This window comes from Rhodococcus sp. NPDC060176 (assembly GCF_042728675.1).
Lineage (GTDB): Bacteria > Actinomycetota > Actinomycetes > Mycobacteriales > Mycobacteriaceae > Rhodococcus_F.
This window is the reverse complement of the sequence record NZ_JBHWYS010000003.1, coordinates 216,963-231,377: the sequence shown is the minus strand read 5'-3', so window position 1 is coordinate 231,377 and position 14,415 is coordinate 216,963. Positions and strand designations below refer to the sequence as shown.

15 protein-coding genes are annotated in these 14,415 nt (G+C 62.1%); 11 read left to right on the top strand and 4 right to left on the bottom strand.

The window, feature by feature from the left end:
- Positions 1–23 precede the first annotated feature (23 nt).
- The gene (locus tag ACFWEM_RS16000; protein WP_378534968.1) at positions 24–584 is read right to left on the bottom strand and encodes a PaaI family thioesterase; all 561 of its coding nucleotides are present in this window, start codon (positions 582–584) and stop codon (positions 24–26) included.
- Positions 585–680: 96 nt separating this feature from the next.
- Between ACFWEM_RS16000 and disA the strand changes: the two genes are divergently transcribed.
- Complete coding sequence (gene disA / locus ACFWEM_RS15995) at positions 681–1,766, top strand: DNA integrity scanning diadenylate cyclase DisA (protein ID WP_378534966.1); 1,086 nt, start codon at positions 681–683, stop codon at positions 1,764–1,766.
- 26 nt (positions 1,767–1,792) lie between these two features.
- Here disA and ACFWEM_RS15990 read toward each other — a convergent pair whose 3' ends face one another.
- Together ACFWEM_RS15990 and ACFWEM_RS15985 are read right to left on the bottom strand one after the other, a co-directional pair.
- On the bottom strand, positions 1,793–2,536 hold the full coding sequence (locus ACFWEM_RS15990; protein ID WP_378534964.1) for a DUF4232 domain-containing protein: 744 nt from the start codon (positions 2,534–2,536) through the stop codon (positions 1,793–1,795).
- Between the two features lie 97 nt (positions 2,537–2,633).
- Entirely contained in the window at positions 2,634–3,272 is a 639-nt protein-coding gene (locus tag ACFWEM_RS15985; RefSeq protein ID WP_007726896.1) for a carbonic anhydrase, read from the bottom strand.
- Between the two features lie 228 nt (positions 3,273–3,500).
- Between ACFWEM_RS15985 and ACFWEM_RS15980 the strand changes: the two genes are divergently transcribed.
- The 10 genes from ACFWEM_RS15980 to ACFWEM_RS15935 all read left to right on the top strand — a co-directional run bounded on the left by ACFWEM_RS15980 (position 3,501) and on the right by ACFWEM_RS15935 (position 13,368).
- Positions 3,501–4,367, top strand: a complete 867-nt coding sequence (locus tag ACFWEM_RS15980) for an MlaE family ABC transporter permease (protein ID WP_378534962.1) — start codon at positions 3,501–3,503, stop codon at positions 4,365–4,367.
- Complete coding sequence (locus ACFWEM_RS15975; protein WP_378448203.1) at positions 4,367–5,212, top strand: MlaE family ABC transporter permease; 846 nt, start codon at positions 4,367–4,369, stop codon at positions 5,210–5,212. Before ACFWEM_RS15980 ends, ACFWEM_RS15975 begins: the two co-directional genes overlap by 1 nt.
- Positions 5,209–6,393 (top strand): MCE family protein, encoded by a 1,185-nt coding sequence (locus ACFWEM_RS15970; RefSeq protein WP_378534960.1) that lies wholly within the window; start codon positions 5,209–5,211, stop codon positions 6,391–6,393. Before ACFWEM_RS15975 ends, ACFWEM_RS15970 begins: the two co-directional genes overlap by 4 nt.
- Positions 6,390–7,400 carry an MCE family protein gene (locus ACFWEM_RS15965; protein ID WP_378534958.1) on the top strand — a complete coding sequence of 337 codons (1,011 nt, stop codon included), beginning with the start codon at positions 6,390–6,392 and terminating at the stop codon, positions 7,398–7,400. The genes ACFWEM_RS15970 and ACFWEM_RS15965 overlap by 4 nt, the downstream gene beginning before the upstream one ends.
- Positions 7,397–8,389, top strand: a complete 993-nt coding sequence (locus ACFWEM_RS15960; protein WP_378534956.1) for an MCE family protein — start codon at positions 7,397–7,399, stop codon at positions 8,387–8,389. The genes ACFWEM_RS15965 and ACFWEM_RS15960 overlap by 4 nt, the downstream gene beginning before the upstream one ends.
- Positions 8,386–9,465: an MCE family protein gene (locus tag ACFWEM_RS15955; protein WP_378534954.1), complete on the top strand. Its 1,080-nt coding sequence runs from the start codon at positions 8,386–8,388 to the stop codon at positions 9,463–9,465. The genes ACFWEM_RS15960 and ACFWEM_RS15955 overlap by 4 nt, the downstream gene beginning before the upstream one ends.
- Positions 9,465–10,538, top strand: a complete 1,074-nt coding sequence (locus ACFWEM_RS15950; RefSeq protein WP_378534952.1) for an MCE family protein — start codon at positions 9,465–9,467, stop codon at positions 10,536–10,538. The genes ACFWEM_RS15955 and ACFWEM_RS15950 overlap by 1 nt, the downstream gene beginning before the upstream one ends.
- On the top strand, positions 10,535–11,785 hold the full coding sequence (locus ACFWEM_RS15945; RefSeq protein ID WP_378534950.1) for an MlaD family protein: 1,251 nt from the start codon (positions 10,535–10,537) through the stop codon (positions 11,783–11,785). Before ACFWEM_RS15950 ends, ACFWEM_RS15945 begins: the two co-directional genes overlap by 4 nt.
- Positions 11,782–12,321, top strand: coding sequence for a hypothetical protein (locus ACFWEM_RS15940; RefSeq protein ID WP_378534948.1), 540 nt, complete (start codon positions 11,782–11,784; stop codon positions 12,319–12,321). Before ACFWEM_RS15945 ends, ACFWEM_RS15940 begins: the two co-directional genes overlap by 4 nt.
- A 165-nt stretch (positions 12,322–12,486) precedes the next feature.
- Positions 12,487–13,368, top strand: a complete 882-nt coding sequence (locus tag ACFWEM_RS15935; protein ID WP_378536154.1) for an A/G-specific adenine glycosylase — start codon at positions 12,487–12,489, stop codon at positions 13,366–13,368.
- On the opposite strand, the gene ACFWEM_RS15930 is transcribed toward ACFWEM_RS15935, so the two are convergent.
- Positions 13,365–14,381 (bottom strand): hypothetical protein, encoded by a 1,017-nt coding sequence (locus ACFWEM_RS15930; RefSeq protein WP_378534946.1) that lies wholly within the window; start codon positions 14,379–14,381, stop codon positions 13,365–13,367. The two genes, ACFWEM_RS15935 and ACFWEM_RS15930, sit on opposite strands and share 4 nt — an antisense overlap.
- Between the last annotated feature and the right edge of the window lie 34 nt (positions 14,382–14,415).

The window sequence follows — 14,415 nt, the reverse complement described above, 5'->3', positions numbered from 1 at the left end:
TCGGCGTGCGGCCGACTACCTCGTCAGACCGACGAGGTGCCGAACGGGGAAGTCGGTTCGCCGTCCACGAACTCCTTGGTCTTGGCGAAGTGTTCCGAGGTGATGGTCAGGAACAGTCCCCGGGATGTTCCCACCACCGTGTCCGGATCCGCTGTCGGACCTTCGACGATCACCGCTTCTGCACTGGTGTAGACCTTGCGGCGCACAACGCCGTCGATGCGGGCCCGGAATTCGAGCACCGATCCCAACGGGATCGGTCGGGCGAAGTCGATCTCGAGGTGCCCGGTCACCACCGGCGAGCCGAGAGCCATGCATGCCATACCTTGAGCCTCGTCGAAAGCCGTCGACAGAATGCCGCCGTGAATGACTCCCGGACCGCCCTGATACTTCTTGGCGACCTCCAGACGGCCGGTCACTTCCAGCCCGTCACCGGCCCTGAAACTCATCGCCATTCCCGCAGGCTGGTCGTCGCCGCAGCCGAAGCATTTCGACCAGTGCTGAGGCAGCTTCTCGCCGGCGGCCGGAAAGAATTCGGTCGGCTCCGGGAGGGTCAGGTCGTCAGGCAGGGTCCAGGTACTACTCATGGATAGGTAATCTAAACGGGGATCAGTCCGGCACAGGCATCGGACCCGACCGAAGTGACATCGACCTCAGCAGGGAGTTTCTCAATGATCAGTGCGATGGCGGACACACAGTCGTCGTCGGCATTGCGAGAGACCATCGCCAGGTTGGCGCCGGGTACCGCGTTGCGAGACGGGCTCGAGCGCATTCTTCGCGGTCGTACCGGCGCGCTGATCGTCCTCGGATACGACGACGAGATGGAAGCGCTGTGTGACGGCGGATTCAATCTCGACGTGGAGTTCGCCCCGACCCGATTGCGCGAGTTGTCGAAGATGGACGGCGCGGTTGTCCTCTCGACGGACGGCACACGCATCGTGCGCGCAAACGTCCAACTCGTTCCCGATCACAAGATTCCTACCGTCGAATCCGGCACCAGGCATCGTGCCGCCGAGCGTACGGCGATTCAAACCGGCTATCCCGTGGTGTCGGTCAGTCAGTCGATGTCGATCGTCAGTGTGTATGTCGGCGGTATCCGGCACGTCATCGACGGCTCGGCCACCATACTTTCGCGCGCCAACCAGGCCGTCGCGACGCTCGAACGATACAAAGCGCGACTCGACGAAGTGACACGGCAACTGTCGGTCGTCGAAATCGAGGATTTTGTGACCCTGCGCGACGCGTTGACCGTCGTACAGCGACTCGAAATGGTTCGCCGTGTGTCGATCGAGATCGAGCAGGACGTCCTCGAGCTCGGCACCGACGGTCGCCAGCTGGCACTGCAGCTCGAAGAACTGGTCGGCGACAACGACATTGCACGTCAACTGATCGTTCGGGATTACCTTGCCGCCCCCGAACCCATCGGTACCGCGGCGATGGACAACGTCCTCGTCGCACTCGATCGCGTCACCGACGCAGACCTACTCGATCTCACGACGCTTGCGCGTGTGCTCGGTTATCCGGGCACTATCGAAGCCCTCGATACTCCGATGACTCCTCGCGGATATCGCGTACTGATGCGTGTGCCTCGATTGCAGTTCCATCAGATCCACCGCTTGGTCGGATCGTTCGGCACTCTCCAGTCGCTGCTGGCCGCTACGGCTGCCGATCTGCAGTCGGTCGAGGGCATCGGCGGGCTGTGGGCCCGTCACATCCGTGAGGGACTGTCCCGGCTCGCCGAGACGTCGATCACCGGATCGTTCAACTAGCCAACCCGTTCGCCGCTTGCTCGCTCTCACGCGATGTTGAACGGCTCCGGGGAGCTTCGCAATGCGCCGAGCTGACCGACAACCGTGTAGGCGCCTGCGCCCACCGGATTGCGCTCGGGGTTCTGCGCGGTCGCGCACTCGGGGTTCGAGGTCGTGGCCGACCAAGCGACCTTGAACGCGGCTTGCTCACCCGGAGCGAGGTTGCGCACGTCGGCAGCGGGCTGCGGGTAGCAGTCGACGTTGGACCACAGACGGGTCTTGCCGTCGATGCTGTAGACGAGCACCTGCTGAAGGCCGCCCGCCAGATCTCGATCACAGGGTGCCGAACCGATATTGGTGATGACGATCGTGAACGACGGCTCTTCGCCGGGAGCGAAGGTCGCCTTGTCAGCGGTTGCCTTGACTGCCAGCGACGAGTCGGCGCACTGACCGGCCGGAACCGGGGCGCCGGTGGTCGACGAAGACGACGCCGATGTCGACGATCCCGAAGCTTGCGTGCCCGAGCCGCCCGATCCACCGGCAGCGCCCCCACCCGAACCACCGTCACCCGACGGCGCGTTGGATCCCGAAGGGTTGGGAGTGAACGAGACGTCTGTTGTCAGCGACGAACTCGCAGCGGCCGAATCGGCCTCCGGGGTATCACTTCCACCGCCGAACAGGGCAGACGCCGCCCAGATGATCAACGCCAGTGCAATGACGGCGGCACCAATGGCCAGCGCCCGGCGACGCCAGTAGATCTCGGGGGGCAGTGGTCCATTAGGTTCCAACACGGACTCAACGGTAGTTGGCGCAGGGTCCACTAACCGTCAGCTGAGGCGGCGTGTCGGTACCCATTGTCTGCTGCCAGGTACCACTGCCCCGGAAGATCTAACCTTCGACGGTCTCGACGCTCTCGCCGATGTCGCCGACTGCGCCCTGAACTCGCATGTGACCGTCGGACAACGTGTACGTGACGCCGACGATCGCGCACGCACCCTTGTCCACCTTGTCGGCGATGATCCGGGACCTCTGCATAATCAGAGAGCCGGTCTCCACGACGTGACGGCCTTCGAGTTCGTCGACGGTGGACAAGCCTTCGTTGCGGCCCATCAGGATGGACGGGGCAACACGCTCGACCACACTGCGGATGAATCCATCGGGAACTGCGCCCTTGTCCAGGGCGTCGAGCGTTGCCTTCACAGCACCGCAACCGTCGTGCCCGAGGACGACGATGAGCGGCACGTTGAGCACGTGAACGGCGTACTCGATCGAACCGAGAACCGAATCGTCGAGTACATGACCGGCCGTACGCACGACGAACATGTCGCCGAGGCCCTGGTCGAAGATGATCTCTGCGGCTACGCGCGAATCACCGCAACCGAACAGAACCGCTGTGGGGTGCTGCCCGTCGACGAGTTTCGCGCGGTCGGCGATTCCCTGGCTGGGATGGATGGATGCGTCGTTGACAAATCGCTCGTTGCCTTCGCGAAGAGACTTCCAAGCGGAAATGGGGCTTGATCGTGGCATTCACTCATTGTGCACCCGCCGCATTTCGGGCTCTCGCCGGGAAGGTTGCGTAGACGCAAACGAAAGATCCGCGTCGGCTTTCACACCTTGTGATGAAGCACCCGAATTGGAACTTACTTCAGAGTCAGTTTCCTGATACCGTCTCCCAACGTGACCTGGAGCACTTCGAGCATCCGAGTGTGATCGAAGAAACCCGACCAGCACGATTCGGCCGGAAAGGGGGATGGCGTGAGCACCGAAGTTGAAACAACCGGAGACAACCCCGAAGTTGGAACAAGCGGGGACGCAACACCTGCCTCCCTGGCCAAGACGAATATGTTCTCGAACCTGCTGTCCGAGATCGGACTGCTGTTCACCTTCACCGTGCGTGTGTGCGTTGCCGCGGTCACGACCCTGCGACGCCGGCGCCTCGCCTGGCGTGAAGCGCTCGACCAGATGTGGTTTCTCGCCCACGTCACCTCGGTCGCGTCTGCTCTGGTGATGATTCCCCTCGGTGTGGGAGTAGCACTGCAGATCGGTGCGCTGGCAGATCAAATCGGCGCGGGTGCGTACAGCGGTGCCGTCGTCGCGTTCCTCATCATCGGACAGGCCGGACCTCTGGTGTGCGCCCTGATCATCGCCGGCGTCGGCGGTTCCGCGATCTGCGCAGACTTGGGAGCGCGAACGATCCGTGAAGAAATCGACGCACTCGAAGTGCTGGGCCTACCCGTGCTCGAACGCCTGGTCGTGCCCCGGATGATCGCGATCGCGATCGTCTGCCTCCTACTGAATTCAATAGTTCTCGTAATCGGTTTGGGCGCAAGCCTCTTCGTTCACGTCCTGATACTCGACGGCAACGCACAGAGCTTCCTACGCAATCTCGTTCAATTCAGTCAACCCAGCGACTTCGTCGTATCCGGCATCAAAGCCGTTGCCTTTGCTCTCATCTCGGGAATCGTGGCCTGCTACAAGGGCTTGACCGTCAAGCGTGGAGCCCAAGGCGTCGGCGATGCCGTCAACGAGACCGTGGTGCTCTCGTTTGTCCTCGTGTTCGTCGCGAATCTCGCGATCACCCAGTTCTACCCGCTGTTCGTCTCGGTGAAAGGTGCCTATTGATGCACCTTCCCATCGCAATTCGTGCCAAGCGGGTCAGTTCGCGAACCGTCGACGGGTTGAGTCGACTCGGCGATCAGTTCACCTTCCACGCGCGCGTGATCACCTCGATTCCGGCAACCCTGCAGCGATACTGGCGTGAAGTGGCCCGTCTGGTCGCGCAGGTGGCATTCGGTTCGGGCACCCTCCTCGCCGGCGGCGGCAGCGTCGTCGTCATCTTCGCGATCTCGTTCTTCGCCGGTTCCCAGATCGGACTCGAGGGCTACCGCGGGCTCAACCTCGTCGGCCTCGCTCCACTGTCGGGGGTGATGTCCGCCATCGCGAACACTCGCGAGGTCGCACCGCTCGTCGCCGCAATCACCTTGGCAGCCAAAGTCGGAACCGGATTCACCGCGCAACTCGGCGCCATGAGGATCTCCGAGGAAATCGACGCACTCGAGGTCATGGCGATTCCCTCACTGCGGTATCTGGTCACCACCCGAATGATCGCGGCACTGATCGCGGTGGTCCCGCTGTACCTCGTCGGCCTGTTTGCCTCGTACATGGCAACGGCGCTTGCGGTGATCCGGGTCAAGGGACAGTCCGAGGGAACGTACGGGTACTACTTCAGTCTTTTCCTCTCCCCCAACGACATCTGGCTGTCACTGATAAAAGTCATGGTGTTCGCGGTCGTGGTGACCCTCGTGCACTGCTACTACGGTTACACCGCCACAGGTGGCCCCGAAGGCGTCGGACGAGCCGCCGGGCGAGCCTTGCGCACCAGCATCGTCTTCCTTGCTTTCACCGACGTCGCGATGACCATTGCGCTGTGGGGACTCAAACCTCAAGTACCCGGGTTGACCGGATGATCGTCACGAATACCAGTCGAATCACGCTGGCACTGCGGGGTTTACTTGCCGTTGTCTTGCTGATCATCGCCTATGTCTTCCTGTTCAGCAGGGGAACGGACACCTTCGGTTCCACACCTCAGGTCAGCGCTGTCGTCCCCGCCGCCGCCGGTGCGCTACGCGTCGGGTCGTCTGTTCAGTACCGCGGCGTCGTAGTCGGAACGGTAGCCGACATCGAGCCGGGCACCACCGCGTCCACCGTCTCACTCGCAATCGACGAGGGTGCGTTCGAGGACATACCGTCGACGAGTCAGGTGAGGCTGATGCCCCGCAACATCTTCGGCGACTTCTTCGTAGACCTGATTCAACCCGCCGGACTCTCCCGTGGCCCTGCTCTCGCGCCGGGTACGGAGTTGGTATCGGATCAGTCCGAGGTCGCGGTCCAGCTCTACCAATCGATCTCGCGGATCTACTCGCTCGTTTCTTCCCTCGACCCCGCCGACATCAACGTCGCGCTCACGGCAGTCTCGGACGCGATGAGCGGCAAGGGAAACCAGATCGGTGAATCTCTCGATTCGGTTCACCACGCGTTGGTCGGTGCGCAGCCCGTCATCGACGGGCTCGGTGACGACCTCGACGACATAGCCACCCTCGCCGACAGTCTCTCGTCGAGTGCGCCGGACATGCTCGCCGCATTCGAGAACTCCATCACCACATCCAAAACCGTCGTCGAGAAATCCGACGGATTGGCGGCGCTTCTGCGAGCCGGTACCAGCACGGGTTCTGCTGCCGCGACTGTGATCGGTGACAATCGTGACCGCATGATCACCGTGATCGGCGACGCCGATTCCCTCACCGGCGCAATCACTTCACGACCCGACCACATCACAACCTTCTACACCGGCCTGCGCAATCTCACGATCAAGCTTCCGCCGGCGTTGGCACACGGGCCATGGCTGAGCACCGACCTGCGGCTGTCCGTCACAGATCTGTATCCGTACGGCAAAACTGACTGCCCACAATACGACGCGGCCCGCGGCCCCAACTGCCCTGCCGCCGCTGCCGCGTTCGGCGGAACCGTCGGACCGGTCGGCAGTCCCGTCGAACAGTCGCTGATCGCAGCTCTCACCCAGGGAGGTACAGCGTTGGACACTCTGGTGGCCGGACCGGTACTTCGTGGCACGACGGTGGTGGGCGAATGAGCGTGAAGAAGTCTCTGATCAGATTCGGAGTGTTTGCCGCACTGTCGATTCTCGCCACCGTGATCGTGGTGAGCACCCTGATCAACCCCGTCTCCGGGCCGAGTTCGCAGTACCAGGCCGTCTTCGCCAATGCCTCCGGTCTGGTCACGGGCAGTGACGTACAGATCGCCGGGGTCCGAGTCGGGCGCGTCGAGAGCGTCGAGTTGGTGAACAATCAAGCCGTCGTCGGTTTCGAACTCGAATCCACACAACGCATTCCGACCGACGGTCGAGCAGTGGTGAGGTATGCGGATCTGTTGGGGGCACGGACGATTTCGATCGAATCAGACCCATACGAACGTGCAACTGGCAACTACCTCTCCCCCGGGGCCACCATTCCGGTGGAACGGACTCAGCCGGCGATCGACCTCACCGACATCCTCGGCGGCTTCCGTCCACTGTTCGACGCACTTGACCCCGCAGAAGTCAACGAACTTGCCGGACACGTCGTGCAGGTATTCCAAGGACAAGGTTCCACCGTCGAAAGCCTGCTCGAGCGCACCGTTGCCGTCACCGAGAACTTGACGTCCCGCGACGCGATCCTGGACCAGCTACTGACCAACCTCGACCGGGTACTGACCGTCACCACGACGGATCGACCCAACTTCGTCGAGATGATCAACACCCTCGACACACTGGTCGGCGGTTTGGCACAGGACCGCCAACAGATCTCGGCCGCAGTGGATTCCGCAGGTGCCCTGACCTCTTCCCTTCAGGACTTGGTCACGCGGGTCGAGCCTGACTTGGCGGGCACACTGACCTCCATCGATCAGTCGGCCCGCGCCGTCGTCGACAATCGCGACTCGCTCGCGACAGGTATCACCGCCTTCGATCAACTGTTCACCCAGTTGGGAATCGCAATGAGCTACGGCAGTTGGGCGAACATCTACATCTGCAACTTTCGACTCAGTGCACTGGGTCAATCGGTGGCGCTGGGTGGTCCCGAGCGCTCGGCGGTGTGCCGATGAACTGGCTCACCGTCAAGAACCCGGTCCGCAACGGAATCATCTGCATTCTCGTCGGAGTCGGAGTCGTTCTGGCCGCACTTGTCGTCCCTCAACTGATTTTGAAGGTCAAGACCAACGAGTACCACGCCGTATTTGCCAACGCCACCGGGTTGACGCGAGACGATCCGGTCAACGTCGCAGGAGTTCCGAGCGGGGTAGTCACGTCGTTGGCGGTCAGCGGCAACTCCGTTGACGTCACCTTCCGACTCGACGACAGCGTCAGTCTCGGCGAAGACTCGCGTGCGGACATCAAGATCTCGACTCTGCTAGGCCGACGCTCGCTCGATATCACTCCGAACGGATCGCGCTCGTTGCCCGCAGGTTCGACCATCCCCATCACGAATACCAGTGTTCCGTTCACTCTCGACGACCTCGGACGCAGCGCACAATCCACGTCGGAAAACCTTGACCTGCAACAACTGCGAAACATGCTGACCGTGGTCTCCGACAACTCACCGAACGATCCCGAACTCATCCGCCGCTCACTCGAGGGCATCGACGCACTCTCCGGGGTCGTCAACGACAACGACGATGCACTGCGCTCCCTTCTCACCGGGGCGCAGCAGACCACGACAACCCTGACCGAGCAGAAGGACACTCTGCAAACCCTTCTGGGAAATGCAGATCTTGTGATGGCCACGATCGCCGACCGTCGGGACGTGTTGAATGCTCTTGTACAAGACCTGAATCAGTTGAGTACCACCATTGCCCAGTTCCTCGGTGACAACCAGGCTTTGGTCGACTCGGTCATGGGAGACATCCACGAGGTGACGGGAGTTCTGTCCGAGAACGAACAATCGCTGACCACGCTGCTCGACAACTTCGCGCCCAGCGTCCGCTACGTCACCAACGCGACCGGCAACGGCAACTGGCTCGATCTCAACTCACCCTCCACGCTCATCCCGGACAACTGGTTGTGCGTCGTAGGGCTTGTGCAGGGGTGCCGATGACCACGACCGTCAAGAAACTTGCTGCCCTGGCCGCAATGGTGATCTGCGCGATCGGCGCGATCCTGTTCGTCACGCGTGACGAGCACCGACTCACTCTCACTGCCGAATTCACTTCCACCGATGCCATCTTCACCGGCAACACGGTGACGATTCTGGGAGTTCCCAGCGGGAGAGTCGAGAGCGTCACACCGGACGGGCCCCGGGTACGGGTGACACTGAGCCTGCCACCGGGAACACGCGTGCCGGCCGACGCGCAGGCCTGGGTTCTCTCTCCTTCGGTCATCAGTGACCGCACGATCGAGCTCGGCCCCGGCTACGAAGACGGTGAGTTCCTCACCAACGGCGCGGTGATCCCTCTCGAACGCACTCACTCTCCTCTGACGTGGGACCAGCTCACTGCTTCGGTGAACGAACTGACGGTCGCGCTCGGCCCTGGCGCCGACGGCGGTGGGATCGGTGACCTCATCGGAGAAGGCGCCCACGCGGTGGACGGCAACGGACAAGCATTTCACGATGCCGTGCAGTCCATCTCACAGGCAAGTTCGGTGCTGGCGGGTGCAAGTCCTGACATCTCCGAGCTGGTGAAGAACCTGAACACCCTCGTGCAGTTGATCGCGGACAACCAGACCCAGGTCGATTCGCTGTCGAACTCGGTGACACTGACCGCCCGCACGTTCAGCGAACAACGCGAAGACATCAGCGGGGCGCTCGATTCCCTGACCACGTTGCTCGGACAGGTCTCGGCGCTACTCGCTGAACACGGCGAGAGGGTCACCGCCGACCTCGGTGCGCTCGCACAGTTGACCGGAGCAGTGGCGACCAAGCAGGACCAACTGCGCGAGATCATCGAAACGGCACCAACGGGATTCGAGAACGTCGCCAACCTCGTCACCGAAGACGGCCGAGCACGCGGCCGCTTGGACATCGCCACCGATCTGTCACAGTTCGACACGACACGAGCACTGTGCGAGAAGATGCCGATTCCACTGTGCACCGGGCCGGGAATCGTCAATCCCATCGAATTCCCTTCCGCAGGCAGTTCCGAGCTGGCACGCATCCTGGGTGGAGGCAACTGATGGCGTCGAACAGGTCCGTGGCGAGCATTGTTGTGGCACTTGCCATCGCAGCACCCTTGACCGGCTGCAGTCTCAACTTCCAGCACCTCCCCCTCGGTCGCGGCCTGCCAGGACAGTCGTACCCGTTGAACATGGAGTTCGACGACGCTTCACTACTTCCAGTCGGCGGCGAGGTACGGATCGGGCAGGCTGTCGTCGGCAAAGTCACCTCGATGAGCGCGGAAACCTTTGCCGCCGTCGTCCATACCGACATCGAGTCCGACATCGAACTACCCATCGGCACCCGCGCCCGAATCGAGCTGTCCACCCCGATCGGCGATGCATTCGTCAACCTCGAAGTTCCGGCCGATGCGACCGGCCCCGTCCTCGAACCAGGTTCCACCATCAAACGATCGGAAACCGTGCGCGGGCCCGATGTCGCACAACTACTCGGCGCCGTCGGAACTCTGTTGAACGGCAGCGGGTTGGCGCAGGTCAAGAACATCGTCAGCGAGGCTGATCAGATTCTCGACGGCAGGGACGAGACGATCCGCGATCTGCTTGCGCGCCTTGACGCTTTTCTCGGAACACTCGAAAACCGAAAAGAATCGATCAACTCGGCCCTGGACTCACTGAATCGGCTCAGCGCCTTGATCGGTGACGAGAGCGCCACCATCGACGAAGGGTTGCGCGCACTCACCCCGGCCTTGGGTGTTGTCTCCGACCAACGACAACCACTGCTGGATATTCTCGATGAGACCGACAGGCTCAGTACCGCAACCAATTCCGTACTCGATCAGTCGGCCGACCAGATTTCCGACATCACCGATCGACTCTCACCCATCCTCGACCAGTTCTCGGCGATGGGCCCGACACTGGGTGAGACGATGACCAACCTGGACAACGCGAAAGTGCTCCTCGAACGCGCCAGCCCAGGTGACTACGTGAACATCGACCTCGACGTCGATCTCGAGGGAACAGTGACCGGGGTGCTCAACGAGATCATTCCCGGTGCCGCACCTCCACTGCCACCTCTGCCTGCCTTCGACCGGGAGCTGCCGATCACGACACCCCTGCAAGGAGGCGCGCGATGAAGAACCGAACCGTCTATTTCGAGATCGTGGCCTTCCTCCTCATTGCGGTGATCAGCACGACGTACGTGCTCCGGCAAGTAGGTGCCGGAGATCCGTTCACCGGAACCTTCTCGGTCACCGTCGAATTGGAGAACGCGGCCGGAATCGCACCAGGTTCGGAGGTGGCATACCGCGGAGTCACCGTCGGCGACGTCGAGTCGGTGCAGGTGGACTCCGCCCGGGACCTCGTCGTGATGACGTTGAGCATCGCCGCCGACCAACAGATCCCCAACGATTCGCATGCGGCCATCAGCCAGGACACCGCAGTTCCGGTACTGAAAGTTCAGTTGTCCTCGCAGACCGACGGCAGTCCCTACCTCGCCGAAGGTTCGGTGGTTCCGGCTGACCGCACGTCGATCCCGGTCGCGTTGGGAACCGTCATCGCGAATTTCAACGCTGCTGCCGACACCGTCGATCCGGCAGACCTGCGGACCCTCTCGCACGAACTCGGTGAGGGATTGAACGGATCGGGTCCGGATCTACAGGCTCTTGTCGACAACTTCGACGTACTCGCGCGCACTGTCCGAGCCGATCAACCGCAAGTCAACACACTCGTACAGAATTCGCGTTCACTCTTTGCCGCGAACGAAGACAACGTCGATGCTCTTCCCGAAGTTGCACTCACACTTCGCCAATTGACAGATCAGGTACGAAACTCCGACCCGCAACTGCGCACACTCCTCGATCGAAGCCCGAGCGTTCTCGACAATCAGATACTCCCTCTCATCGAGCAGAGCCGTGAACCGTTCAGTCTGCTGTTGGCCAATTCCCTCGTCTCCACCCAGATCGTCACCGCACGGATGCCCGCCGTCGACGCCTTGTTGGTGGTGGTCCCGAAAGGTTTCGAAAAGTTCGGAAGCATCGTCAAAGACGGACGCGCGCAACTTGATCTGATCACAGCAATCGGTCCGGTCTGCCTCTACGACACACCCCGACGATCGGTACAGGACACCTCACCGACCACAATCGACAAGAACCAACACTGCACGGACCAATCGGGCCGCATCCAGAACCGCGGTTCGCAGAACATCCCCACCGCAACCGGAGCAAACACTGGAACGATCGACGGGGTCGCGCAATACGATCCTGCCGTCGGCACGGTCGCTACCGGCGACGGAACATCGATTCGCCTGGGCCTCAACGGTGGTCAGAACACCGTTCTCGGTGACAACTCGTTTGCCGCACTACTAGTTCAAGGAACGCAATGACCGAGACATCCGAACCCCAGACACCCGAACCCCAGACACCCACAATCGTCGAAAAGCCGAAGCGCCTTCGCAAGCAGAGCATGCTGATCGTCGCCGGCGTCCTGGTCGTCGTCGCTGCACTCGGATGGGGCGCATTCGCGACCTGGCAGAAATCGGTCCACGACGATGCCCGCACCAGTGCACTCGAGAGCGGACGGCAATTCGCCACCGACCTCGCGACATACAACTTCCAGAACCTCGATCAGAATCTTTCCGTGGTGCGCGACAACTCCGTCGGTGAGTTCGCCGGCCAGTACGCCCAAGTGGCAGCCAACCTGCAGAACATGATCGTGCAGTATCAAGCGACCTCGTCCGCGCAGATCATCTCAGCCGGGCTGGCGAGCAGTGACCGCGACAACGCCGAAGTTCTCGTTTTCCTCGATCAAACGATCACCAACACCAACTCCCCCGATCCGAGGATCGACCGCAACCGCATGCAACTCTCACTGGTCCGCGAAGACGGCGAGTGGAAACTGAGCAACGTGCAATTGTTGTGATCGGGAGGTCTGCCATCAGCAAGCGGCCGTATCGGCACGCAGCAGTATCGGAACGCAGCCGTATCGGAACGCAGCCGTGTCGGCGCCTGCCGATAAAGTGGCCTCCACAAGTCGACGTGTCCTTCGTCGGCCGGGAGCGCAGGTTCGAGGAGTGTGTCGGTAGCGGTGGCAGTGGAATCTTCGGTGCTGCTGAAGTGGTACTCCGATACGGCCCGTGACCTGCCGTGGCGACGTGAGGGCGTCAGTGCCTGGCAGATCCTGATGAGCGAGATCATGCTCCAGCAGACGCCAGTGGTGCGTGTTGCGCCCATCTGGGAAGAGTGGGTGGAGCGCTGGCCGGTTCCGTCGGCGATGGCAGCGTCCAGTCAGGCAGAAGTGCTTCGCGCGTGGGGCAAACTCGGTTACCCTCGACGTGCGCTGCGCCTCCACGAATGCGCCGGCGTCCTGGCCACCGAGCACGGTGACGTGGTGCCGCAAGACGTCGACATCCTGCTCTCACTGCCGGGAATCGGTTCGTACACCGCCCGCGCCGTAGCGTGCTTCGCGTACGGACAGCGAGTACCGGTGGTGGACACCAACGTACGACGCGTAGTTGCGCGGGCCGTCCATGGCAATGCGGAACCTGGCAATCCATCCAACACGCGCGACCTCGCCGACGTCGCGGCACTACTGCCGAGGACGCGAGAGCGCGCCGCCACCTACAGCGCAGCTCTCATGGAACTCGGCGCACTGATCTGCACGGCGCGGACACCGAACTGCGAAAACTGTCCGTTGCCGAATTGCGCCTGGGTCGCGTCGGGCAAGCCGGCACACACCGGACCGCCCAAGAAAGTGCAGAAGTTCGCCGGCACCGATCGCCAGGTACGGGGGAAACTGATGGCCGTTCTGCGTGAAAGTCACCGTCCGGTCGAACGTGCGCAACTGGACATCGTCTGGCCGACCGATCCTGGTCAACGTGACCGCGCGTTGCATTCCCTGCTGGTCGACGGACTGGTCGAGCAGACCGACGACGGCCTGTTTGCGCTGGCGGGAGAGGGTACGGCTTAACCGACTCGCATCGGGTCGCATGCTGCTGCGGGTTCGGCGGTCTGGGGTGGTGCGACTTCAGGATCCGAACGTCGAAGTGCAGCAGGAACGACGGGTACAACCGGGTCGCAGGGCGGAAGGGTCACAATCGGTAGTGCAGCGCCTGGCGGTGGCCCGCTGGTCGAGGTCGCAGGCTCGGCGCCGACGTTCGGGCTGTCAGTGGACACCGCGTGCGACCCGTCTGGAGAGAGGGCGATCAGCAATCCCGTCAGCATGAGCAGAAGCGGCAACACTATTGCCGCTGCCCACCGGATCCTGTTGACGGGCTGAACAGCCACGCCAGGCCGAACTTCATTTCCCCTCGCGGCCGCTACCAGCGCAGCGCCGATCGCCAGTTGTGCGCGCTCGCTCAGAAACAGGAAGCCGAGCCCGGCCAGTTCGGCGGCTTCGGCGCAGGGCTGCCTGGCCTCTTCCTTCACCAGCATCGCGACGAGCATCTTCGGAGCTGGGTCTTGTTCGGCGACGAGCAATTCCAAAGTCGCAGCAAATGTCGAGCTGTCTGCAAGCAACTCGGCGGTGGCGTAGCGGTGAGCCGAGTCCACGACGCCGGCACTCGGATCAATGGCCGCGATCACAATCTCGCTGCCGTCCGGCCAGAATGCGAGGATCGGCGAAACACCGTTCAGCGCGTCCACAGTCCGCAGGTAGGCAAGGCGGGCGTCCAGACCGTTGACCAACTCGACGTTCTCGAAAGCACTGGAAGACAACACATCCGGGACAAGTTCGCGCACGTCCGCACGCTCGCACATCACTCCGACGACGGTGGGGCACAGATTCGAGCGCAAAGCTCGGCTGGTGGCGACCTCCGCAGCGGAGGCGAGCGCGTGTGCCGACGTCTGCGCAGAGGGAAGAGTCCCGTCTACACCCCACGGGTGACGGAACTCGTCGATCGAACCAAGTAGCGGCGTGTCGGCATCTACGAGAGCTGTTGAAATGGAACTGTTTTCGAATACAACGCCCAGGCTTTCACGCACTGGATCCTCCATTGACTGTTGCGGGGGTCGAGAT

Coding starts and splice junctions, on each gene's coding strand:
- ACFWEM_RS15985 (WP_007726896.1), bottom strand. CDS start 3,272: ATGCCACGATCAAGCCCCATTTCCGCTTGGAAGTCTCTTCGCGAAGGC.
- ACFWEM_RS15950 (WP_378534952.1), top strand. CDS start 9,465: ATGGCGTCGAACAGGTCCGTGGCGAGCATTGTTGTGGCACTTGCCATC.
- ACFWEM_RS15945 (WP_378534950.1), top strand. CDS start 10,535: ATGAAGAACCGAACCGTCTATTTCGAGATCGTGGCCTTCCTCCTCATT.
- ACFWEM_RS15955 (WP_378534954.1), top strand. CDS start 8,386: ATGACCACGACCGTCAAGAAACTTGCTGCCCTGGCCGCAATGGTGATC.
- ACFWEM_RS15960 (WP_378534956.1), top strand. CDS start 7,397: ATGAACTGGCTCACCGTCAAGAACCCGGTCCGCAACGGAATCATCTGC.
- ACFWEM_RS15940 (WP_378534948.1), top strand. CDS start 11,782: ATGACCGAGACATCCGAACCCCAGACACCCGAACCCCAGACACCCACA.
- ACFWEM_RS16000 (WP_378534968.1), bottom strand. CDS start 584: ATGAGTAGTACCTGGACCCTGCCTGACGACCTGACCCTCCCGGAGCCG.
- disA (WP_378534966.1), top strand. CDS start 681: ATGGCGGACACACAGTCGTCGTCGGCATTGCGAGAGACCATCGCCAGG.
- ACFWEM_RS15970 (WP_378534960.1), top strand. CDS start 5,209: ATGATCGTCACGAATACCAGTCGAATCACGCTGGCACTGCGGGGTTTA.
- ACFWEM_RS15975 (WP_378448203.1), top strand. CDS start 4,367: ATGCACCTTCCCATCGCAATTCGTGCCAAGCGGGTCAGTTCGCGAACC.
- ACFWEM_RS15965 (WP_378534958.1), top strand. CDS start 6,390: ATGAGCGTGAAGAAGTCTCTGATCAGATTCGGAGTGTTTGCCGCACTG.